The 17,731-nt window shown below is 65.9% G+C and carries 26 protein-coding genes and 1 pseudogene; 23 read left to right on the top strand and 4 right to left on the bottom strand.

Translation table 11 applies throughout. The features are described 5' to 3' along the window. The first annotated feature begins 93 nt into the window (after window positions 1-93). The 8 genes from PARN5_RS0103685 (at window position 94) to PARN5_RS0103650 (ending at window position 5,128) form a co-directional block, all read left to right on the top strand. The gene (locus tag PARN5_RS0103685) at window positions 94-411 is read left to right on the top strand and encodes an H-NS histone family protein (RefSeq protein ID WP_017998436.1); all 318 of its coding nucleotides are present in this window, start codon (window positions 94-96) and stop codon (window positions 409-411) included. A gap of 15 nt (window positions 412-426) precedes the next feature. Next, entirely contained in the window at window positions 427-1,044 is a 618-nt protein-coding gene (locus tag PARN5_RS0103680; RefSeq protein WP_017998435.1) for a plasmid pRiA4b ORF-3 family protein, read from the top strand. Between the two features lie 75 nt (window positions 1,045-1,119). Then, the gene (locus tag PARN5_RS0103675) at window positions 1,120-1,476 is read left to right on the top strand and encodes a hypothetical protein (RefSeq protein ID WP_017998434.1); all 357 of its coding nucleotides are present in this window, start codon (window positions 1,120-1,122) and stop codon (window positions 1,474-1,476) included. A 35-nt stretch (window positions 1,477-1,511) separates the two neighbouring features. Further along, window positions 1,512-1,865 (top strand): DUF2200 domain-containing protein, encoded by a 354-nt coding sequence (locus tag PARN5_RS0103670; protein ID WP_017998433.1) that lies wholly within the window; start codon window positions 1,512-1,514, stop codon window positions 1,863-1,865. A gap of 241 nt (window positions 1,866-2,106) precedes the next feature. Beyond that, window positions 2,107-2,523 (top strand): hypothetical protein, encoded by a 417-nt coding sequence (locus tag PARN5_RS0103665; RefSeq protein WP_017998432.1) that lies wholly within the window; start codon window positions 2,107-2,109, stop codon window positions 2,521-2,523. A gap of 482 nt (window positions 2,524-3,005) precedes the next feature. After that, window positions 3,006-3,683: a DNA methyltransferase gene (locus tag PARN5_RS0103660; RefSeq protein WP_017998431.1), complete on the top strand. Its 678-nt coding sequence runs from the start codon at window positions 3,006-3,008 to the stop codon at window positions 3,681-3,683. Window positions 3,684-3,755: 72 nt separating this feature from the next. Beyond that, window positions 3,756-4,046, top strand: a complete 291-nt coding sequence (locus PARN5_RS0103655) for a hypothetical protein (RefSeq protein ID WP_017998430.1) — start codon at window positions 3,756-3,758, stop codon at window positions 4,044-4,046. Between the two features lie 338 nt (window positions 4,047-4,384). Then, on the top strand, window positions 4,385-5,128 hold the full coding sequence (locus PARN5_RS0103650) for a sulfite exporter TauE/SafE family protein (RefSeq protein WP_026155153.1): 744 nt from the start codon (window positions 4,385-4,387) through the stop codon (window positions 5,126-5,128). 330 nt (window positions 5,129-5,458) lie between these two features. Here PARN5_RS0103650 and PARN5_RS23260 read toward each other — a convergent pair. Continuing rightward, a pseudogene (locus PARN5_RS23260) lies at window positions 5,459-6,219 on the bottom strand (IS5 family transposase). A 542-nt stretch (window positions 6,220-6,761) separates the two neighbouring features. Here PARN5_RS23260 and PARN5_RS0103635 point away from each other — a divergent pair. The 4 genes from PARN5_RS0103635 (at window position 6,762) to PARN5_RS0103620 (ending at window position 8,584) form a co-directional block, all read left to right on the top strand. Further along, window positions 6,762-7,172: a single-stranded DNA-binding protein gene (locus PARN5_RS0103635; RefSeq protein ID WP_017998428.1), complete on the top strand. Its 411-nt coding sequence runs from the start codon at window positions 6,762-6,764 to the stop codon at window positions 7,170-7,172. Between the two features lie 550 nt (window positions 7,173-7,722). After that, the gene (locus PARN5_RS0103630; protein ID WP_017998427.1) at window positions 7,723-7,926 is read left to right on the top strand and encodes a hypothetical protein; all 204 of its coding nucleotides are present in this window, start codon (window positions 7,723-7,725) and stop codon (window positions 7,924-7,926) included. 99 nt (window positions 7,927-8,025) lie between these two features. After that, window positions 8,026-8,238: a hypothetical protein gene (locus tag PARN5_RS0103625; protein WP_017998426.1), complete on the top strand. Its 213-nt coding sequence runs from the start codon at window positions 8,026-8,028 to the stop codon at window positions 8,236-8,238. 79 nt (window positions 8,239-8,317) lie between these two features. Then, complete coding sequence (locus PARN5_RS0103620) at window positions 8,318-8,584, top strand: hypothetical protein (RefSeq protein ID WP_017998425.1); 267 nt, start codon at window positions 8,318-8,320, stop codon at window positions 8,582-8,584. Window positions 8,585-8,694: 110 nt separating this feature from the next. Here the strand turns inward: PARN5_RS0103620 and PARN5_RS0103615 are convergent, their stop codons facing one another. After that, entirely contained in the window at window positions 8,695-8,952 is a 258-nt protein-coding gene (locus PARN5_RS0103615; RefSeq protein ID WP_017998424.1) for a helix-turn-helix transcriptional regulator, read from the bottom strand. Window positions 8,953-9,270: 318 nt separating this feature from the next. Between PARN5_RS0103615 and PARN5_RS0103610 the strand changes: the two genes are divergently transcribed. The 4 genes from PARN5_RS0103610 (at window position 9,271) to PARN5_RS0103600 (ending at window position 11,358) form a co-directional block, all read left to right on the top strand. Then, on the top strand, window positions 9,271-9,450 hold the full coding sequence (locus PARN5_RS0103610; protein WP_232419368.1) for a hypothetical protein: 180 nt from the start codon (window positions 9,271-9,273) through the stop codon (window positions 9,448-9,450). A 124-nt stretch (window positions 9,451-9,574) separates the two neighbouring features. After that, complete coding sequence (locus tag PARN5_RS25050) at window positions 9,575-9,883, top strand: DUF6499 domain-containing protein (protein ID WP_346420406.1); 309 nt, start codon at window positions 9,575-9,577, stop codon at window positions 9,881-9,883. Beyond that, on the top strand, window positions 9,801-10,355 hold the full coding sequence (locus PARN5_RS0103605) for a DUF2285 domain-containing protein (RefSeq protein WP_232419298.1): 555 nt from the start codon (window positions 9,801-9,803) through the stop codon (window positions 10,353-10,355). Before PARN5_RS25050 ends, PARN5_RS0103605 begins: the two co-directional genes overlap by 83 nt. A 103-nt stretch (window positions 10,356-10,458) precedes the next feature. Next, window positions 10,459-11,358 carry a DMT family transporter gene (locus PARN5_RS0103600; RefSeq protein ID WP_017998421.1) on the top strand — a complete coding sequence of 300 codons (900 nt, stop codon included), beginning with the start codon at window positions 10,459-10,461 and terminating at the stop codon, window positions 11,356-11,358. A 179-nt stretch (window positions 11,359-11,537) separates the two neighbouring features. Here PARN5_RS0103600 and PARN5_RS0103595 read toward each other — a convergent pair whose 3' ends face one another. Together PARN5_RS0103595 and PARN5_RS0103590 are read right to left on the bottom strand one after the other, a co-directional pair. Beyond that, complete coding sequence (locus tag PARN5_RS0103595) at window positions 11,538-11,936, bottom strand: PIN domain-containing protein (protein WP_017998420.1); 399 nt, start codon at window positions 11,934-11,936, stop codon at window positions 11,538-11,540. Beyond that, window positions 11,933-12,172, bottom strand: coding sequence for an AbrB/MazE/SpoVT family DNA-binding domain-containing protein (locus tag PARN5_RS0103590; RefSeq protein ID WP_017998419.1), 240 nt, complete (start codon window positions 12,170-12,172; stop codon window positions 11,933-11,935). Before PARN5_RS0103590 ends, PARN5_RS0103595 begins: the two co-directional genes overlap by 4 nt. Before the next feature lie 202 nt (window positions 12,173-12,374). Here PARN5_RS0103590 and PARN5_RS0103585 point away from each other — a divergent pair, with 202 nt between their 5' ends. The 7 genes from PARN5_RS0103585 (at window position 12,375) to PARN5_RS0103550 (ending at window position 17,698) form a co-directional block, all read left to right on the top strand. Beyond that, entirely contained in the window at window positions 12,375-12,656 is a 282-nt protein-coding gene (locus PARN5_RS0103585) for a helix-turn-helix domain-containing protein (protein WP_011749445.1), read from the top strand. A gap of 10 nt (window positions 12,657-12,666) precedes the next feature. Continuing rightward, a complete protein-coding gene (locus PARN5_RS0103580; protein WP_036714532.1) occupies window positions 12,667-13,779 on the top strand; it encodes a replication initiator protein A in 1,113 nt (370 codons plus the stop codon). 136 nt (window positions 13,780-13,915) lie between these two features. After that, the gene (locus tag PARN5_RS0103575; protein WP_017998417.1) at window positions 13,916-14,431 is read left to right on the top strand and encodes a DUF2840 domain-containing protein; all 516 of its coding nucleotides are present in this window, start codon (window positions 13,916-13,918) and stop codon (window positions 14,429-14,431) included. Beyond that, the gene (locus PARN5_RS23250) at window positions 14,428-15,942 is read left to right on the top strand and encodes a DNA cytosine methyltransferase (protein ID WP_081614924.1); all 1,515 of its coding nucleotides are present in this window, start codon (window positions 14,428-14,430) and stop codon (window positions 15,940-15,942) included. Before PARN5_RS0103575 ends, PARN5_RS23250 begins: the two co-directional genes overlap by 4 nt. After that, window positions 15,939-16,541 carry a S26 family signal peptidase gene (locus PARN5_RS0103560; RefSeq protein WP_017998414.1) on the top strand — a complete coding sequence of 201 codons (603 nt, stop codon included), beginning with the start codon at window positions 15,939-15,941 and terminating at the stop codon, window positions 16,539-16,541. The genes PARN5_RS23250 and PARN5_RS0103560 overlap by 4 nt, the downstream gene beginning before the upstream one ends. Continuing rightward, window positions 16,541-16,876, top strand: coding sequence for a DUF736 domain-containing protein (locus tag PARN5_RS0103555; RefSeq protein ID WP_017998413.1), 336 nt, complete (start codon window positions 16,541-16,543; stop codon window positions 16,874-16,876). Before PARN5_RS0103560 ends, PARN5_RS0103555 begins: the two co-directional genes overlap by 1 nt. A 3-nt stretch (window positions 16,877-16,879) precedes the next feature. After that, window positions 16,880-17,698 (top strand): lytic transglycosylase domain-containing protein, encoded by an 819-nt coding sequence (locus tag PARN5_RS0103550; RefSeq protein WP_017998412.1) that lies wholly within the window; start codon window positions 16,880-16,882, stop codon window positions 17,696-17,698. The last annotated feature ends 33 nt before the right edge of the window (window positions 17,699-17,731 follow it).

Raw genomic sequence — 17,731 nt, 5'->3', positions numbered from 1 at the left:
TGTCCGAGGCTTGGGCGGATCCCCGATTGAGCGTGGGAATTGCCGTTTGACCGCTATTGGATTAAACCGGCGCCATAACAACAGGGGACGTTTATGACCGATATCGACCTGAATGCCTTGTCGCTGGCCGAATTGAAGCAGCTGGAAAAGAGCGTGGCCAAGGCCATCGCCTCTTTCGAGGACCGCCGCAAGGCCGAGGCGCGGGCTGCGGCGGAAGCGGTGGCAAAGGAGCACGGTTTCTCGCTGGGCGAACTGGCGGAAATTACCCCGGCGCAAAAGCGCGCCACCGTGGCGCCGAAATACCGCCATCCGGAAAACCCCGAGATCACCTGGAGCGGTCGCGGCCGCAAGCCCGCCTGGATCGTCGAGGGCCTGGAGGCCGGCAAATCCCTCGAAGACTTCGCCATCTGACCGGGGAGGGCAGGGGTGTTCCAGCCTCCGAATGCGGTGCGGCTGCATGTCACCCTAGCCGAGATAGAGCCGGAGATCTGGCGGCGGCTGGTGGTTCCCTGCGACTGGACGCTGGACCGGCTGCATCCGGTCCTGCAGGCGGCCTTCGGCTGGACCGACAGCCATCTGCACGAATTCCGCATCGGCGGGCTGCGTTACGGCGATCCGGCCCTGCTGGATGACGGTTCCGGCAGCCCCCGCGTTTTCGACTATGCCGAGGTCCGGCTGCAGGATTTCGTCGGGCGTGACGGCAGTTTCACCTATGCCTATGATTTCGGAGACGGTTGGGCGCACCTGATCCGGATCGAGGATTGGCTGGCGCTCGACCCGGCGCCACGTCATGCCCTCTGCCTGGAGGGCGCGCGGGCAAGGCCGCCCGAGGACGTCGGCGGGCCGTGGGGCTACGAGGATTTCCTCGGGATCATCCGCGACCCGACGCACGATGACCATCGCTCCACGCTGCGATGGGCGGGCGGGCATTTCGATCCGGAATGGTTCGATCTCGACTTGATCAACAAGGATCTGCGCAATGCCTTTCGTGCGAACGCGCGGCGGCGGTTGCATCAGCCGAGGCCGAAGGCGCCGAAGGATTAGCAACGTCTCCCGTTGCGACCCTTCCCCGGCCTGCGCGAAGCTGACCATCCGCCCGACTCTTGCCACGACGCCCCCATGACCGAGATCGCACCGCACCCCCGGATCAAGTTGTCGAAGCTGCGCGATATCGGCTGGTCGCTCTGGGATCCCATCGGATTGCTGGACCCGGAAGGCCGGCCGGGCAGATGGGACGACGAAGCCAACCTGTCCTTTGCGGACGAATATGACGGCTATCTGATCTCGGCGGCCTCGCAACTGCGCCGGGGAACGTCCCCCGATGAGGTCGTCGTGTTTCTGGTCGAGATCGAGATCCGGCATATGGCGATGGGCGACAAGCAGAGCGCCCGGTCGAGGGCGGAAGCGGTCGTGGATGCGATCCTCGCCGACGAGACCATTTGGACATGGCCCGACGCGCAGGGGCGGTTCGGTTAGGGTATGATGCGCATCGCCAGAACCTGGGAGGCAACATGACCAGGCACAGGATCTTCACCACCAGCTTTGCCAGCGTATATCCGCATTACGTGGGCAAGGCGGAGAAGAAGGGCCGGACCGGGGCCGAGGTCGACGAGATCATCCTCTGGCTGACCGGCTACAGTCCGGAGGACCTGACGGCCCGGCTGGAAGACCGGACGGATTTCGAGAGTTTCTTCACCGAGGCCCCGCACATGAACCCGGCGCGCTTCCTGATCAAGGGCGTGGTCTGCGGCGTCCGGGTCGAGGAGATCGAGGATCCGCTCATGCGGGAGATCCGCTATCTGGACAAGCTGATCGACGAACTGGCCAAGGGAAAGCCGATGGAGAAGATCCTGCGGAGGGGGTGAGGGGTCCGAGCCTCCACGACAAGCACGCGAGTTGGCGGCTTGTCGCTGATCGGTGACCGTCTTGGGCGCCTATCCGCATCATCTCCTTAGCCTTCCGCCTGTCGGCTTGACCCGTCGCAGGGTCTTGGGAATGCTGCTATCCGCAGCAACGGCGTAGTGAACCCTGGTCGCAGGCGCGAGCGCATTATCTTCTGGCCGCCTGTCGTGCACGATTCCCGATCCCCTTGGTCCGGAGGCTTCCATGACGCTGATCCTGCTGGCCGTCATGCTCACCGCGCTCACCTGCGTCATCGCCTGGTATCTGGCCATCTATGCACTGCCGGTGATGGTCGCGGTCGAGACATTCCGTCTCATTCATGCGACGGAGGCCGGATTCCTGCTCTCGGCCTTGGTCGCAGCCACCGTAGCGTTGCTGTCGGTGGGGCTGGTGCTCGCGGTGCTGTTCAAGGCGAGGAATCCGATTCTCTGCCTGCTGGCGCGGGCCGTGTTCGTGATCCCGGCGATGATCGCCGGCTATGCCGTCGTGCATGGTGTCACCCACGATGCCATCGAATCCGCCATCGCGCTGAAACTGCTCTGCGGCACCGCCGGGCTGATCACCGGCATTGCTGCGCTGATGAACCTGAACGGCTTCGGAGAACTGGCGCCGCAGGTCTGATACCGACGGCCACGAAGCGTTCACCGGATCTGCGTCGAACGACAGCGCCTCCTCGCAGCCCCGTTCAGCCGACACCGGCTATGTCACTTTGATCCGATGTGATCCGCGCGCCGGGCGCGGATCGTGTTTGCGCAGAAGCCGGGCAGGGGGTTCGACCGGGCCTTGCCCGGCTCACCCCCGGCCCGACGGCTTTCCTGTCTCAAGGATTTGTCCGCCACGCATCCGCCTGTCTGGCCGTCAAAGGGCAGGCGCCGCCCGAGGGCGTCGTCGGGGCGCAGGGCCGTGTCCTCGCCTGCGGCTGCGGGCCGCCCCACCCCCTGCGCCCCGACCCAGGACCGCCAGCCATGCGGCCGCGGGTCGGGCTGCGCCCTCGCCGCTCTGCCTCCGGGGAAACATGCGTTTCCCGAAGTCAGACCGGCGAGGCGCGGCCCATCGGCGGATCAGGGCAAGGGCCCTCCGCCCCAACCCGAAAGGACAGAGACATGACCGGCAAGACCAGCACCCCCCGTAACCTCGTCATCAACGCCGATTGCATCGAGGCGATGCAGGCTTTTGACAGCGGAACGGTGGATTTCATCCTGACCGATCCGCCCTATGTGACCCGGTTCCGCGACCGGCAGGGCCGCACCGTCGCCAATGACGACAACGCCCGCTGGCTGCGCCCGGCCTTCGCCCAGATGCACCGGGTCCTGAAGGACGGCGGCTTCTGCGTCAGCTTCTACGGCTGGAACAAGGTCGATCTGTTCGTGGAGGCCTGGAAGGCGGCGGGCTTCCGCATCGTCGGGCATCTGGTGTTCCGCAAGCGTTACGCCTCCTCGGCGCGGTTCCTGCGCTACGAGCACGAACAGGCCTATCTGCTGGCCAAGGGCGATCCGGTTCTGCCCGCGCGTCCGGTGCCCGACGTGCTGGACTTCCCCTATACCGGGAACAAGCTGCACCCGACGCAAAAGCCGGTGGCGGCGCTGCGCCGGCTGATCGGGGCGTTCACGAAGCCCGGCGATCTGGTGCTGGACCCGTTCAGCGGCAGCGGTTCCACGCTGGCGGCGGCGCATCTGCTGGGCCGCGACTGGCTCGGCGTGGAACTGGACGTTGAGCATTATCAGACCATCGGCAAGCGGATGGCGGCCCTGCAAGAGCGGGACCGGAAGGCGGTCGCATAGCTCCCCGCAACCCAAGGGCGCCCGTCATCGGGCGGGCGCCACACCCCACAGCTTCACGGAAAGGATTACGACATGCGCTGGATTGTCACGAAGGACCATCATGGCGGCTGCATTGGACTGGGCGAGGACGCCGACGGAGTTCCCGCGCGAGGCAAGCCCGAAGACGGCGACGCGTTGCCGGTGGAGTTCCGGCTTTATACCGCGCGCGGCAGGCTGCTGTTCGAGGGCCGATGCGGCGACATCGCGGCCGACTGGTGGCACGGCATGGAGCCGCTGCTTTACGCCTGGGCCACGTTCCGCTGCCGCCGGTTGACCTGGCGCCCAGCCGGGACGGATGAATCTTGGCGCCCGCTGCGCCCGTAGGCTAGACGCCGGCCCAAAGCATCACGGCCGCCGATCCGATGGACCGGCGGCCGTCGCGCGTGCGATCCCAGCCGCACGTCCCGGAAAAATCGCGCTCGCCGGGCATGGCCCGGCTCGCAAGACAAGGCGAAGATATCGGCAGACGCGCCAATGGCTGATGCGAACGGCGCGAATGGCGCGGCGTGATCCGGACGGGGGGAGACCACCCATATCGGAGCCCGGCCGGATCACGCCGGAGGCGGGAAAGGCAGAACGGCGTTCAAACTCCGTCAGCTGTCCTTGGTTATGGCGCATTGGCGGGGCATAAGCTGGGCCTCAAACAGTTGGGGACCGGCATATTGAATATCGACACGGGTCCGCTTGCGGCTCCCTTCCTCGTCATCGCTCTGATCTATGCGGCGGTCGGTCAGGCCGGGGCATCGGGTTACATTGCCGTAATGGGTCTGGCAGGTTTTGCGCCCCTTGCCATGAAGACGACGGCGTTATCGCTGAATCTGATGGTTGCGGCCATCGGCACAGTTCTGTTCCTGAAGGCCGGGCGTCTTTCGTGGCGGAATGTCTGGCCTTTCGCCATTCTCGGCTTTCCCTCCTCGATGCTTGGCGGAGCGGTCCAGTTGCCGGAAAGCGTCTATTTCCCGGTCGTCGGGATCGTGTTGATCCTTTCCGCGCTTCAGATGATGCGCACGGCGTTTCACGGCAGGCCGTCGGCCTCCGGAACCGTAGTCACACCACCCTTCGGCGCGGCTTTGGCGACCGGGGCCGTCATCGGCTTCGTGTCCGGGACGACCGGAACAGGTGGCGGTGTGTTCCTGGCCCCGATCATCCTCAGCATGAACTGGGGCACGGCCCGGCAGACGGCCGCCACCACGGCGGTCTATAACCTGATGAACTCGGCTGCGGCGCTGGTCGGGGCCTATGCAGCATGGGATCATATCCCGGCCGCCCTGCCGATCTGGCTTGCCGCCGTTGCCATCGGTGGTTCGGTCGGCGCCTGGATCGGCAGCCGTTACCTGTCCGACCGCTGGCTGCGCGGAATCCTTGCGTTCCTGCTGCTGGTTTCAGGTATCAAGCTCATCTTGTAGCGGCCAATCCTTCCGCGTGACTGCCAGGTCGCCCGCCGCAGGCATGACATTCGTACCCTTGTCGGACGTGCCGTCCCGTGGAAACCCGGGCTGGAGCCTTTGCGCCTCAAACCACCCGCGCAAATGGGAATATCATCGCCAACAAATCGGCCATCGTCTTGGTCTTCCTCGATCTGCGGCCTCCAGACTACGGAAATCCTTCATCCCCCCAACTTTCGCAACCCCATGATCCCTGCCGACCGCATCCTGCAATTTCGTTCCATGAATGCCCGCCGCGATGCGACCAGCTTTCTGTCCGCACCGCAATATTGCCGGACGATCCAACCTAGGTCATGTTGACAAATGGCGGAGCCAGAGGCGGATCGACGTGATGTCGATGAAGCCCAGGAAGCTTTCGGCGGTCTTGTCGTAGCGGGTGGCGACGCGACGGGCATTGTTGAGCTTGTTGAAGCACCGCTCAACGAGATTGCGCAGGCGGTAGAGCCTGCGGTCAACGGCGACCCGTAGCTTCCGGGTTTTGCGCATGGGGATGACCGGCACCACGTCGCGCACCTCCATGGTCTTGCGGATGTTGTCGGAGTCGTAGCCGCGGTCTGCGAGCAGAACGCTTGGCTCGGGCAGGTTGTCAGCCATGACCAGATCGAAGCCGAGGTAGTCCGATGTCTGCCCGGCCGTGATCTCGGTTCTCATGGGCAGGCCTGCCGCATTGACCCGCAGATGGATCTTGGTCGTGAAGCCACCTCGCGAGCGGCCGAAACCTTGGCGCGGAGTCCCCCTTTTGCGCCCGCTGCCTGATGATGAGCGCGAACCACGGTGCTGTCGATCATCTGCAGCGCATCCGGCACGATCCGGCTCTCGTTCAGCGCCTCCAGGATCTGTTCCCACAGCCCCGCCAACGTCCAGCGCCGGAACTGCCGATAGACAGACGACCATTTGCCGAACTCTTCCGGCAGGTCGCGCCAGGGCGACCCCGTTCGGGCGATCCAGAAAATCCCATCCAGAACAAGCCGATGGTTCGTGGGCTTGCGGCCGTTCGGAGAACGGACAGCCAGGATGAAGCGTTCAAAGAACGCCCACTCGTCGTTCGACATCAGGTTTCGTGCCACGCTGGTCTCCATTGCAGATACCAGCTTGAATCACGATCACCGCGCCCGGTGAATCCCTTTTGTCAACACGCCCTAGGGCCGATGAAACGGCGGCCATGCCATACCGCGCCCCCGACCCGACAGCTCGATCCTTCCCGCCCCGAACGTCCCGGCCTTCCGGCGACAGACGCAAGGGCGACCAGCAAGGCGAAGCGAAGCGGCACCGCCACAGGTGGCGCGGAATCCGGGGGCCATGCGGACAGGACGGCACCGGCGAGAACGCCGCCGTTCTGCGATATGTCCCCGATCCGCTCCCGGTCGAACCAATCCCTCCGCCTGTCCGATCCCCTAACTCCGTGCGGTTTTCACCAACAACCCCCAAGGCTCCGGACCGTGTTGCCGCGCGGGGCGCGGCTGCCCGCCCCACTCCGAAGCCTTGCGGGCAGGCTGCCGCCCGAAGGGGGCGTCAGTTGCAGGTGCCTCCCGACGGATTTGGCCGGGTCTCGTCGGAGGGAATGGTCCCTCCGGGGAAGCAACGGAGACCTACAATGCAGAACATCGTCATCCTCGCCGGCACCATCCGCCAGGCCCCCGAAACCCGCACCACCCGCACCGGCACCGACGTCACCCGCTTCAAGCTGGTCACCTCGCGCCCGCGCTATTCGGAAGGCCGGGTCGTCCGCGACGAGAAGGGCTATCGGGTCGAGGACGCGGAATGGCACCGCATCGTCGCCTTCAACGGCCTGGGCCGGACCATCCGGCAATATTGCGAATCCGGCACGAAGGTGCTGGTGCGCGGCCGCATCCACTACACGAAATGGCAGGATGCGGACGGCAACGACCGCTACGGCTGCGAGATCGTCGCCGAGACGGTGGATTTCCTGAGCCGGGCGCCGCAGGCCGGGACCGACGACGAGGACGAAGGCCGGTTCATCGACGAAGACGACATTCCCTCCTGAACGGGAGGCCCAAGAGCCCGGCGGTTCCAGCCGCCGGGTTTTTCCATGTTTGCGGCGGATCGCGCCTTTGCCACGCCGGCAAGAGAAGGCTTCCCGACCGGATCGACCGGCCGGGAAGCCTCCGGCGGAGCCTGCTGCCTTCCCCCGACCCCATCCTTCTCCGCTGAAGAAGAAACAGGGGCTTGGGCAAAAAGGGGCTGGGGAGCGAGGCTGCTCCACAGCGCTACCGATGAGCTTTGCGTGATCGTCGGCGCGTGGTCGCGAAGGGCGTATTTAGCTTCGGAGCGGAAGGGAACGGGTGTCCACCGGCGAACGGGGTGGACACCCGTGGGCGTTTCGGCGGCTGCGGAAGAAAGTTGAAATGCCGATAACTGACTGAAAATAATGGAGAAAACGCCACAATCGGCTTGCGTTAGCGCCTTGTTTTTGCTAGACTATTCGTAAGGCACCAACATGGTCGCCAGCCACCGGTGCCATGCTCCCCGCAATGCGGGGCCGGGGTGGTGGAAGGGGCCGGATGGATCGGTCCCGGAAACCGGAGACAAGCCCGATGCATACCGCGACATTCGAGATCAACATCCCCGGCAACCCCCTGGCGAGCCGCATCCATCTCGAGGACATCGAGATGGGCATGGACGCCGATACCGGGGTCAAGGCCCGCGCCAGCCGCGACAGCATGACCCTGACGGTCATTGTCCGCGCAACCGACGCCCCTGACACCGCCAACTGGCTTCAGAAGGCAGGCTTGATCTGACCCCACCGACGGAAGCGCACAGCCCCAGGCGGAAACGCCCGAGGGGTCGGGGCAGCAGAAGCGCCCGGATCGGACCGGGGCACAGATCGGAGAGCGACCATGAACCACCCGACCACCGTGACCGAACTGATGGCCGAAGCCGCCAACGCCCTGATCCGCCGCGACCCGCACCGGCTCGAGGAACTGGAGCGGATCACCCGAGGATGGATGCAGACCTCCGACGAGGAACTGGCCCAGATCATCCTCCTGCAGGCGATGACCGAAGCCGCCGACCTCCTCCTCGATACCCCGAGCGAGATCGAAAGCGCCTGATGCCGCCGGCGCCGACAATCTGGCCCCGCCGTCGCGGGGCTTGCGGCAGCAGGAAACCACCCCACCGGGAGAAACGGACATGACCACAGCCGAACTGACCGCCCGCCGCCTCGCCAATGCCGCGACCCTCGCCACCGCCTTTGCCGAGGGCCGATTCCGCAAGGTAACGGTGCAGGAAGCATGGGGCCTCGGATGGGACGCCGAGGCCGACGAGCCGGAGATTTTCACCGAAGGCGGGTTGCACGCGATCCTGAGCGCCGATCGTACCGAGATCCAGATGATGGCCGACGATGAAGGCGAATGCTGGACCATCCAGATCGCGAGCGGAGAGTTTTGCCCCGCTTGACCCTCCACCGGGACCAGAGATCCCGCCGAGGCAAATTGACTTGCGGGCTCATGCGTCCGGCTTGTGCGGCAGGCAGGTGCCCGCTGGAAACGCAGCGGTGTCGCTCCGGGCTACTTGTCTGGCTTTGGCGGCTCCGCAGATGGCAGCCGTTTGCCTTCCGCAGGCCGCTTAAGCAGGTCGGATGCTTCCATTTCCAGGACCGAGGCCAGGCGATCCACGACATCGATGCTGGCGCCGTAAACGCGGCGCTCCAGTGAGCTGATATAGGTTCGATCGATATCCGCCCGATGCGCGAGCTCTTCCTGCGACAAGCCTCTGGCTTGCCGCGCCGCCCGCAGATTGTGCGCGAATATCTCCCGAATCTTCATCACCAACAGATCGGTGACTTGATGAGCATTCAACCACGGAGTATTCTCTACAAATCGGATGCCGAGGTGTTTGCTCCGATGTGCAGGCATTCGGAGTTGCGCCCGGTGACTGTGCCTGATTAACGATGCGGAGCAGGATCCGTCGCGTGGAACACGGTTTGTTGTGGAACGTGGCCCGGCATGGAATAGTGCTGCTGCGAGAAAACATCGCGATCACCGCCCGGACGGGAGAGGGATGTGACGGAAAAAGACTATCTGGAGGATGTGCCGACCGGACCAGAACTGACGGATTACGACCGTCGGCACCAGAAGCTCTACATGCGGCTGCACGATTCCGCCGACGACGGAGCCGACTGGCGCGAAGCCGTCCGGATCCTTTTCGGCCTCGATCCCGAGCGTCAGCCGGAACGGGCGCGCAGGATCTACGACAGCCATCTCGCCCGTGCGCGCTGGATGAAAAAAGACGGCTACAAGCTCCTGTTGCGCGACGGCCGCTGATCGCAAGTAGAAATCCGCCGATTTGCCTCTGCCGCACCCTCCCTTGCCCGGCAGGGGGTATTAGCGCAGACAAAAACTTCCAACCCTTGGCTGAACGCGCGAGCACTGGCTTCAACCTTGGGGTATGGACATGAAACCCGACCTGTCGAAGTGGCGATCCTCGCCGAGCTACGATTTCGTCGACGAAGTTGCAGCGCCCGATCTCGCCTGGGAATGGCTGCGGCGCAACGAGGACTATCAGCAGGACTATCGCGCCGTCGCGCGACGAGAGACGATGGATGCGCCGGGCATCCTTCGGTTCCGGATCCGCTGGGGGCTTACGTTTCCCGGTTCGGCCCGGACTGTCCTGCGTGGATACGCCGGTCTACTGGCTGCCGTCCTGCGAGACCGGCAGCCTCGTGCTGGATGCGCTACCCTCCGTTCTGCCTGCTGAGGGCAACCTGGTCGACCTTTTGAGAGCGGCTGATGCCCGGGTGAATTCCGATGGCACCTGGTTCCGCTGCGTCATCGGTGATGGCCGAAGCCTGCACCTGCTGCGGCTGGCGGGCGTCGAGGAACACGGGCCGCTGGCAATCGTCATCCCGCTTGATGCCGATGGGCTTGACCGGATCGAGGCCGCCACGCGCCTCCTCTGCTTTCTCATGCGGCGGAGCGTGCCGCCGGACCCCCGCTTGACCGAACGCCAGCGCCGGCGCGCGCGCCAGATGCTGCAAGCCATCGACGGGCGCATGAGCGGGGCGAGCTATCGCGAGATCGCCGGCGCGATTTACGGCGCCGACCGGGTCCGCACAGAGGCCTGGAAGACGTCCGCGCTGCGTGACGCAGTCATGGGCTTTGTCAGGGACGCCCGCGCCATGATCGGGGGCGGCTACCGCCGCCTGCTGCGACGGCGACGGCGGAAGTAGCTGTCGGGACTGTCGGGACGGTGGCCTTCCAATCCTTCGCGCAACGTCGCAAGGTCTGCCCCGAACCAGATGCCCGCCTCAATTCCGCTTCCCGAGAACGATCATGACCAATACGCCGGATTTGCTACGACTGATCGCGACAGTCTTCATCGCGGTGACCTGCGTGGTCATCGGCGATACGGCGGGCAAGCTGCTGACCGGCGGCGGCGTGGATCCCTTCATCGTGGCATGGTCGCGATTTTTCCTGGCCGCGCTGATGCTGCTTCCCTTCAGCGGCTTGACCCGGCGGGAACTGCCCGCCTTGCTGGACTGGCGCGTCCTGCTGAGGGCCGGGCTTATCGCCAGCGGCATATGCTGCATCCTGACGGCCCTGAAGACGGAACCGATCGCCAATGTCTTCGGAGCCTTCTTCGTCGGTCCCATCGTGTCCTATGTCCTGGCGATACTGTTTCTGGGCGAGAGGCCATCGTCACAAAGAAGCCTCTTGCTGGGACTTGGCTTCGCCGGCGTGATGCTTGTGGTGAAACCCGGTTTCGGCAGCTCCGCCGGCATGGCTTTCGCCCTGGCGGCGGGAACATTCTACGGCGCCTATCTGGTCATGACCCGCACCCTGGCGGGAAGATTCCGGCCGCGATTCCTGCTGATCTCGCAATTGCTGATCGGGGCCGTCGTCCTGACGCCCTTCGGGTTGCAAGCAGATTTTCCCGTGCCGGACGTGCCCTTGCTGGTGCTGCTTCTGATCAGCGCCGTCGGTTCGGCCGTGGGCAACTTCCTGCTGGTCATGGCCAGCAGGAAGGCCGAGGCCAGCCTGATCGCACCCCTGGTCTACAGCCAGTTGATTTCGGCCACGGCACTGGGGATCGTCGTCTTCGGCGATTGGCCCGATCTCGTTTCGCTGGCGGGTCTGGTGCTCATCGCGATCTCGGGGCTGGGGTCACTGCTGGTTCATCAGCGTGCTGGCAGGGGGCGCCTATCGACCCCGCCTTGCCCGCGCACGCCATGAGGCCATCGGATCTTTGGGGGCCGGCATGGAACTTCGTAATCTTGCGCCAGCTCGAGAAAGGCGGCGAGGTAATCAAGCTGCACTCCGGCCTTTATCGAGGCTGATCCGTCAGCCAGCCCGGCATCGGAATGCCGCCCGCCGCCGCAGTTTTGCGCTCCAATCCCGCTGGTGACTGCCTGTCACTCCCCGAGCAACCGCATGCCGGCATGGCTGGCGGCGCCGCGGTCGAAGGTCACGGTTTCGCTGCAGCCCGCCAGCCGCCCGCCATGCGCGATCAGCGCATCCGCGAAATCCGCCTTGGTGGCGCGATAGGTGGCCAGCGCCAGATAACCGGCCTCCGTGTGCTCCACGATCAACTCGCGCGACCGCAGCAGCACCTCCACGGCATCGGCGATGGCCTCGCGCGTCATCCGATAGGCACGCGTCAGCACCCAGACGGTTTCCACCAGCACCACCTGCGAAACGAAGCCGGGCTCTTCCGGCGTAAAGCCCTCGACGATCTCCGTGGCGATGGCCGCCTGTGCGGCGTCGTCCTGCGCCAGATAGCGCACCAGCACATTGGTATCGATGCCGATCATGCGCCGGTCGCTTCGCCCAGGATCGCCGCCTGCATGTCCTCGAGGCTCACCGGCTTGTCGGGCCGCGGCACGATGCCCTTCAGCGCGCGGATCGAATGCGAGGCGGGCACGACCGCGTAATGGCCGTCGTCCATGCGCACGAAATCCACCCGGTCGCCGGGCGTCAGGCCCATGTCGAGGCGGACCTTCTGCGGGATGGTGATCTGGCCCTTCGAGGTGATGGTCGCCGTCGGCATCGGAGCGGTCCTTTCTGTCGGTAAGGATACAAGTAAGGATGACATAGCATCACGTCAAGCTTCGTGGTCTGGGAGTCAGCCAGGGGGGTGAGAATTAGTCACCCCCAACTTCGCACTCCCTGCGGCCGTTTCTTCTTCGTCACCCTGTCCTCCATACGCCGCTGCCCGCCAGCGGCCCCGCGAACCGCACGGAGGCCCGACGATGAAGCCCGATCTTACCGACCTGCCGCCGCGCTTCCTGCGCACACCGGAAGCCGCGTATTTCCTCGGCCTCTCCGGCCGGACGTTGGAAAAACACCGCAGCTTCGGCACCGGCCCGGTCTTCCACAAGCTCGGCGGCCGCGTGGTCTATGCCGTCGACGACCTGCAGGCCTGGGCCGAGCGCGGCGCCGTCACCTCGACCTCCGATCCGCGCGGCACGGTGCTGCCCGCCAAGCGCCATGCCGTGGCGCCGCCGGCCCATGCCGGCCGCTACCGGCGCTGAGGGGGCAGCGATGAGAACGTCCCGCCGCACCCGTCTTTCCGGCGAGCGCCGCCGCCTCAGCCCCTTCGTGGTGACGGGCACGGGCGGCGAGGTCCGCCCGCGCGATCAGCGCGATCTGATGGAACGTCCGTTCTTCTCGCTCGCAAAGACCAAGCGCCTGACGCCCATTCACTATGAATCCGGCGGTGTCCAGGTCCATGTCCAGGGCTTTCCCGAGCACGGCATGGCGACCATCTGGGATGCCGACGTGCTGATCTGGGCCGCCAGCCAGATCGTCGATGCCGAGAACGCCGGGCTGCAAACCTCGCGCTTCCTGCGTTTCACCCCCTACCAGCTCCTGACCGCCATCGGCCGCCAGACCGGCGCCCGCGACTATCGCCTGCTGAAAGGCACGTTGGCGCGGCTGCAGTCGACGGTGATCCGGACCACGATCCGGCATGGCGAGCACTGGCGCCGACACCAATTCTCCTGGATCGGCGAGTGGGAAGAGATGACGACAGCCGGGGGCCGGGTCGAGGGCATGGAATTCGTGCTGCCCGAGTGGTTCTATCGCGGCGTGCTCGACCGCTCGCTGGTGCTGACCATCGACCCGGCCTATTTCCGGCTCAAGGGCGGCATCGAGCGCTGGCTCTACCGCGTGGCCCGCAAGCATGCCGGCCGTCAGCCGCAGGGCTGGTGCTTCGATATCCTGCATCTGCATGCGAAGTCGGGCAGTCTGGCCAAGCCCGCCGATTTTGCCTGCGACATTCGCCGCATCGCTGCCCGCCAGTCTCTGCCCGGATACCGGCTGCGGATCGAGCGCGTCGATCACGTCGAGATGCTGCGGATCCTTCCTGCGAGTTATCCACAGTCGCCTGTGGATAACTCGGTGAGCGGTATCGGGACTTCGGGCGTCGAAACTGTGGGCGGTATCGGGACTTCAGGCGTGCCGATATCGGGACTTCGGGCGTGCCAGGGGCAGTCAAGCCTTTGGTCCGACGAACGGAATCCGGCCCGTAACTTATCTAACTTAAAAGACTCTAACATGGTAGGGGCGCGCCGGGCGGTGGATAACCCCCGCTCGGGCGCCGATACGGCCCCTCATTCTCGGACCCGGCGCGGGTCGGAAGGGGACGGAGAATGACCCCGCTCGCGCATCCGCCGTCGTGCCCAGGAGCATGCATCCGCTTTTCACGACGATACCACGATCCGCTGCGAGCACCTACGATATCCTCCGCCCCGATGCGCTTGTCTGCCGATCGGATGTCGCGGTGGCCGTCATGACGGACAGGATCGTTCCATTCGGTGAAAATGGCCTTGAGACCGCAGAGAACCCCACCCTCACCCTTGTTGACCTGATCTGGCAAGAGAAGCGGGTCGAGCACTGGCTGCGCTTCGGACGACCCAGCTCCGAACACCGGATCGACAGCCAGCGCCGGACCCTCGGCTTCGCGCCCGGCAGCATCTTCGCGCTGGTGCGCTGGGCGGGCAACGAGTACGGCACCGTGGTCTCGCGTCTCGACATCCTGCGGGCCGTCGGGCCGCGCGAGCCGTTCCAGACGCTGCCCTGCGTCCGTCCGGGCGCCGAGATCCTGCTGCGGATCAGCGGCTGGCCGAAGGTCGAGCGGGTGCTGCAGGCGGTGGATGCCGTCGAGGCGCTGGGCATCGATCCCAGCACCGTCTCGCCCGAGCACTGGCGGCATGTCCACAACCGCATTGCGGCGGGAGAGCCGTTCCGCACCTACACCAGGGCCCAGCATGCCGCATGGCTGAAGCGCCGGAAGGTGGGCGTATGAGCGCCCGTCGCACCCACCTTTCCCTGCCGTTGCGCGTACTCGACCTGTTCAGCGGCGCCGCGGGCGGCTGGTCGCTCGGCCTGCATCGGGCGGGCTTCGTCACCATTGCCGCCTGCGAGATCGTCGAATGGCGGCGCATCCTCTATTCGGAGAACTTCCCGCATGTCAGACTCTACGCGGATGTCCGCGACCTCACGGCAGCTCGACTTGTTTCCGACCTCGGCTGCCTTCCCGAGATCATCGTCGGATCGCCGCCCTGCCAGGACATCAGCAGCGCCAACACGAAGGGTAAGGGGATCGAGGGCGAACGCTCGGGCCTCTACCTCGAGGCCGTGCGGCTGGTTGGAGAGTGCCGCCCTCGCTGGTTCGCTTTTGAGAACAGCCCTGTGCTCAGAACTCGTGGCGCCGACCGGCTGCTCGATGCACTGGAAGCGCTCGGCTACGCCTGCTGGCCATGCGTGGTGGGTGCTGCGGATATCGGCGCCAACCATGTCCGCAAGCGGTCCTGGCTCATCGGCTGCGATCCCGAACAGCTTGCCCACGCCCGTGTCGCAATCCCAGCAGGGCGGAATGCGGATGGAGGGCGGATCGGGAGCGCGGAAGGCGATGAAGGACTCGGGTCTTTCCGATCTGTTCCGCAACCGACCCTTGCCGACGCCGATGGCCTCGGACGGGATGAAGGACGGCGCCGGCGGCGGCGCGGGATCGACATATCCGCTGCGGATGATCCTGGCGACGCCGCGGAAGTCCGACGCGCATCGCGGTGGCCGGGGCGATCTGCTGAGCCAGTTGCAGGGCCACAACAGCCACCATGCGGGCATGATGGGCACGCCGACGGCGAATGCGGCACCGCGGGGCAGCGTGTTGCGCAAGCACAAGGGCCGGATGACCTCGGATCAGGACCGTTTCGACCGCAGCCCGACGATCGGCGAAGCGCTGCATTTCGACAGGCGGGTGCCGGAAATCCTGCCGACGCCGACGAAGCGGGACAGCCGGATGGACGGCTGGAGCCCGGCCTACGACCGTCGGAAGTCGCCGACCATGGATGCGGTGATGGACGGGGCGATGACGGATCGGGCGCCGGACAAATGGGCCGGGGCGCGGGCGCTGGCGGCGATCTTGCGGAGCCATGGCCTGACTGGAACGGCGGCATTGCCCATCACATACGGGTGGATGATGGGATTTCCGCCTGGCTGGCTCGCACGCACCTTGCGCTCGGCAGCCGCAAAGGGACGTCTGCGGCGAGCCTGATCGTCGAGGCCTTCGGCGATGCGGTGGTGCCGCAGATCCCCGAGGCCATCGGCCGCGCCATCCTGCGCAGCGAGGCCGCGCTGAACGCGGTCCTCGGCGGCGCGCCGGCGAACGATGCTGCCGCGGGCGACGATGCATTTGCAGCCCCGGGTGCAGGTTATGCCGCTGCCAAGGGGGATGCTGCCGATAACCCGCCCGCCGACGATCCTGCGGATAACCCGCCCGCCGACGATCCTGCGGATCACGGGGGTGCATCATGAGCCGCAGAACCCGCACCGCATATCTCAGCGCAACTGCCGCCGCCGTGCTGGTGATCGTCGGCATCTCCGTCACCGACATCGCGCCGCGGCTGATCTGGAACGCATCCGCGAGCCTTCCCATCGGTCTCTATCGCGTTGAGCCGCCGGCCGACCTTGCCCTCGGCGATCTGGTCGCGGTCATGCCGCCCGAGCCGCTGGCGCAGTTCATCGTTGCTCGCGGCTATGTCGGCCCCGGCGTGCCGCTGCTGAAGCGCGTCGCCGCGCTTCCCGGCACGCGGGTCTGCCGCGCCGGCACCACGATCACGGTTCACGGCCAGATCCTCGGTGCGGCGCGCGAGCGCGACCGCCTCGGCCGGCCGCTGCCCGTCTGGCAAGGCTGCCGGCTGGTCGGCGAGGGCGAGGTATTCCTCATGAACCGGGACACCGAGGACAGTCTCGACGGTCGCTATTTCGGCCCGCTCCCGCTCAGCAACGTCACCGCCCGCATCGTCCCGCTCTGGACCGATGCGGCGGGCTACGGCAGCTTCCGCCGGCCCATGGCCAGTGCGGAAGGCGGCTCCCAGAACCTCTCTCCAACTGCAACCGAAAGGACCAACTGATGCCACAGATCGGTGAATTCACCCGCACGCAATCGGGCTACGAGGGCCGCATCCGCACCGTGACCCTCGACCTCAACCTGGTCTTCGTGCCAACCCACAACGCCGATGTCGAGAAGGCTCCGGATTACCGCATCCATCTCGACGGCGAGGACGGCCCGGAGATCGGCGCCGGCTGGACCCAGAGCGGCGAGAAGGCCGGGACCTATATCTCGGTCGCCCTCGATGATCCGGTATTCGTGCAGCCGATCCGCGCCCGGCTGTTTCAGTCCGACGAGCAGGGTCGGACCTGGGGCCTGCACTGGTCGCGCCCGAGAAAGCGCGACGAGCGGGACTGAGACATGCCGGTCTTCCTCCATCGACGTGCCGACGGGCGGGCTTGCGCCGCCCGTCAGGCCGCAATCCTTCTTCTTTCCGGCCTGAGTTTCGTCGTTCTCCCGGCTGCCGGCCTGCTGGCGCAGCCCGTGCCGCCGGTCGCGCAGCACGCTGGCGACCCCTTCGCTGCCCATGTCGCGGAAGCCTCGCTGCGCTTCGGCATCCCGCCGGACTGGATTCGCGCCGTCCGGCATGTCGAAAGCCGGGGCAATCCGCATGCGGTCTCACCCAAAGGCGCCATGGGGCTGATGCAGATCATGCCGGAGACATGGGCGGCGCTGCGCGCCCACCATGGTCTCGGCGATGATCCGTTCGATCCGCGCGACAACATTCTTGCGGGCGCCGCCTATCTGCGCGAGATGCATGATCACTACGGCAATGTCACGGGCATGCTGGCCGCCTACAATGCCGGGCCGGGGCGCTACGACGAATACCTGGTCTCGGGCCGGACCCTGCCGGCCGAGACCCGTGCCTATGTCGCCGCGCTGGCGCCGATGCTGGGCGGCGACCCGCTTCCCGGCGCCGGTTCCGCAGCCGCGCCGCCACCGGACTGGCGCGAAGCACCGCTCTTCGCGGACAGCATGATCGACAGCCCGGATGCGGACCGGTCGCAGTCTGGCGGTCTGTTCGTGCGTCGGTCCGGTTCGGAACCGGCGCAGTCCGATGGCGCATTGGCGACCGATCCGGAAGCGCCTGCCGAACCGTCCGACACCGCTTCAGACGCCGTCGCACAGCAATCCGACAACCTGTTCATCCGCCGATCCGACGCTGGAGCAGCGCAATGAAAAATCATTCCATGCGGCTCTCCCCCTACCTCG

Origin of the sequence: Paracoccus sp. N5 (assembly GCF_000371965.1) — a bacterium.
Classification (GTDB): domain Bacteria; phylum Pseudomonadota; class Alphaproteobacteria; order Rhodobacterales; family Rhodobacteraceae; genus Paracoccus.
The sequence above is the reverse complement of the archived record's forward strand: the minus strand, read 5'-3'. Positions and strand labels throughout refer to the sequence as shown.

Coding starts and splice junctions, on each gene's coding strand:
- PARN5_RS0103685 (WP_017998436.1), top strand. CDS start 94: ATGACCGATATCGACCTGAATGCCTTGTCGCTGGCCGAATTGAAGCAG.
- PARN5_RS0103675 (WP_017998434.1), top strand. CDS start 1,120: ATGACCGAGATCGCACCGCACCCCCGGATCAAGTTGTCGAAGCTGCGC.
- PARN5_RS0103670 (WP_017998433.1), top strand. CDS start 1,512: ATGACCAGGCACAGGATCTTCACCACCAGCTTTGCCAGCGTATATCCG.
- PARN5_RS0103665 (WP_017998432.1), top strand. CDS start 2,107: ATGACGCTGATCCTGCTGGCCGTCATGCTCACCGCGCTCACCTGCGTC.
- PARN5_RS0103660 (WP_017998431.1), top strand. CDS start 3,006: ATGACCGGCAAGACCAGCACCCCCCGTAACCTCGTCATCAACGCCGAT.
- PARN5_RS0103655 (WP_017998430.1), top strand. CDS start 3,756: ATGCGCTGGATTGTCACGAAGGACCATCATGGCGGCTGCATTGGACTG.
- PARN5_RS0103635 (WP_017998428.1), top strand. CDS start 6,762: ATGCAGAACATCGTCATCCTCGCCGGCACCATCCGCCAGGCCCCCGAA.
- PARN5_RS0103630 (WP_017998427.1), top strand. CDS start 7,723: ATGCATACCGCGACATTCGAGATCAACATCCCCGGCAACCCCCTGGCG.
- PARN5_RS0103625 (WP_017998426.1), top strand. CDS start 8,026: ATGAACCACCCGACCACCGTGACCGAACTGATGGCCGAAGCCGCCAAC.
- PARN5_RS0103620 (WP_017998425.1), top strand. CDS start 8,318: ATGACCACAGCCGAACTGACCGCCCGCCGCCTCGCCAATGCCGCGACC.
- PARN5_RS0103615 (WP_017998424.1), bottom strand. CDS start 8,952: ATGAAGATTCGGGAGATATTCGCGCACAATCTGCGGGCGGCGCGGCAA.
- PARN5_RS0103610 (WP_232419368.1), top strand. CDS start 9,271: ATGCGGCTGCACGATTCCGCCGACGACGGAGCCGACTGGCGCGAAGCC.
- PARN5_RS25050 (WP_346420406.1), top strand. CDS start 9,575: ATGGACATGAAACCCGACCTGTCGAAGTGGCGATCCTCGCCGAGCTAC.
- PARN5_RS0103600 (WP_017998421.1), top strand. CDS start 10,459: ATGACCAATACGCCGGATTTGCTACGACTGATCGCGACAGTCTTCATC.
- PARN5_RS0103595 (WP_017998420.1), bottom strand. CDS start 11,936: ATGATCGGCATCGATACCAATGTGCTGGTGCGCTATCTGGCGCAGGAC.
- PARN5_RS0103590 (WP_017998419.1), bottom strand. CDS start 12,172: ATGCCGACGGCGACCATCACCTCGAAGGGCCAGATCACCATCCCGCAG.
- PARN5_RS0103585 (WP_011749445.1), top strand. CDS start 12,375: ATGAAGCCCGATCTTACCGACCTGCCGCCGCGCTTCCTGCGCACACCG.
- PARN5_RS0103580 (WP_036714532.1), top strand. CDS start 12,667: ATGAGAACGTCCCGCCGCACCCGTCTTTCCGGCGAGCGCCGCCGCCTC.
- PARN5_RS0103575 (WP_017998417.1), top strand. CDS start 13,916: ATGACGGACAGGATCGTTCCATTCGGTGAAAATGGCCTTGAGACCGCA.
- PARN5_RS23250 (WP_081614924.1), top strand. CDS start 14,428: ATGAGCGCCCGTCGCACCCACCTTTCCCTGCCGTTGCGCGTACTCGAC.
- PARN5_RS0103560 (WP_017998414.1), top strand. CDS start 15,939: ATGAGCCGCAGAACCCGCACCGCATATCTCAGCGCAACTGCCGCCGCC.
- PARN5_RS0103555 (WP_017998413.1), top strand. CDS start 16,541: ATGCCACAGATCGGTGAATTCACCCGCACGCAATCGGGCTACGAGGGC.
- PARN5_RS0103550 (WP_017998412.1), top strand. CDS start 16,880: ATGCCGGTCTTCCTCCATCGACGTGCCGACGGGCGGGCTTGCGCCGCC.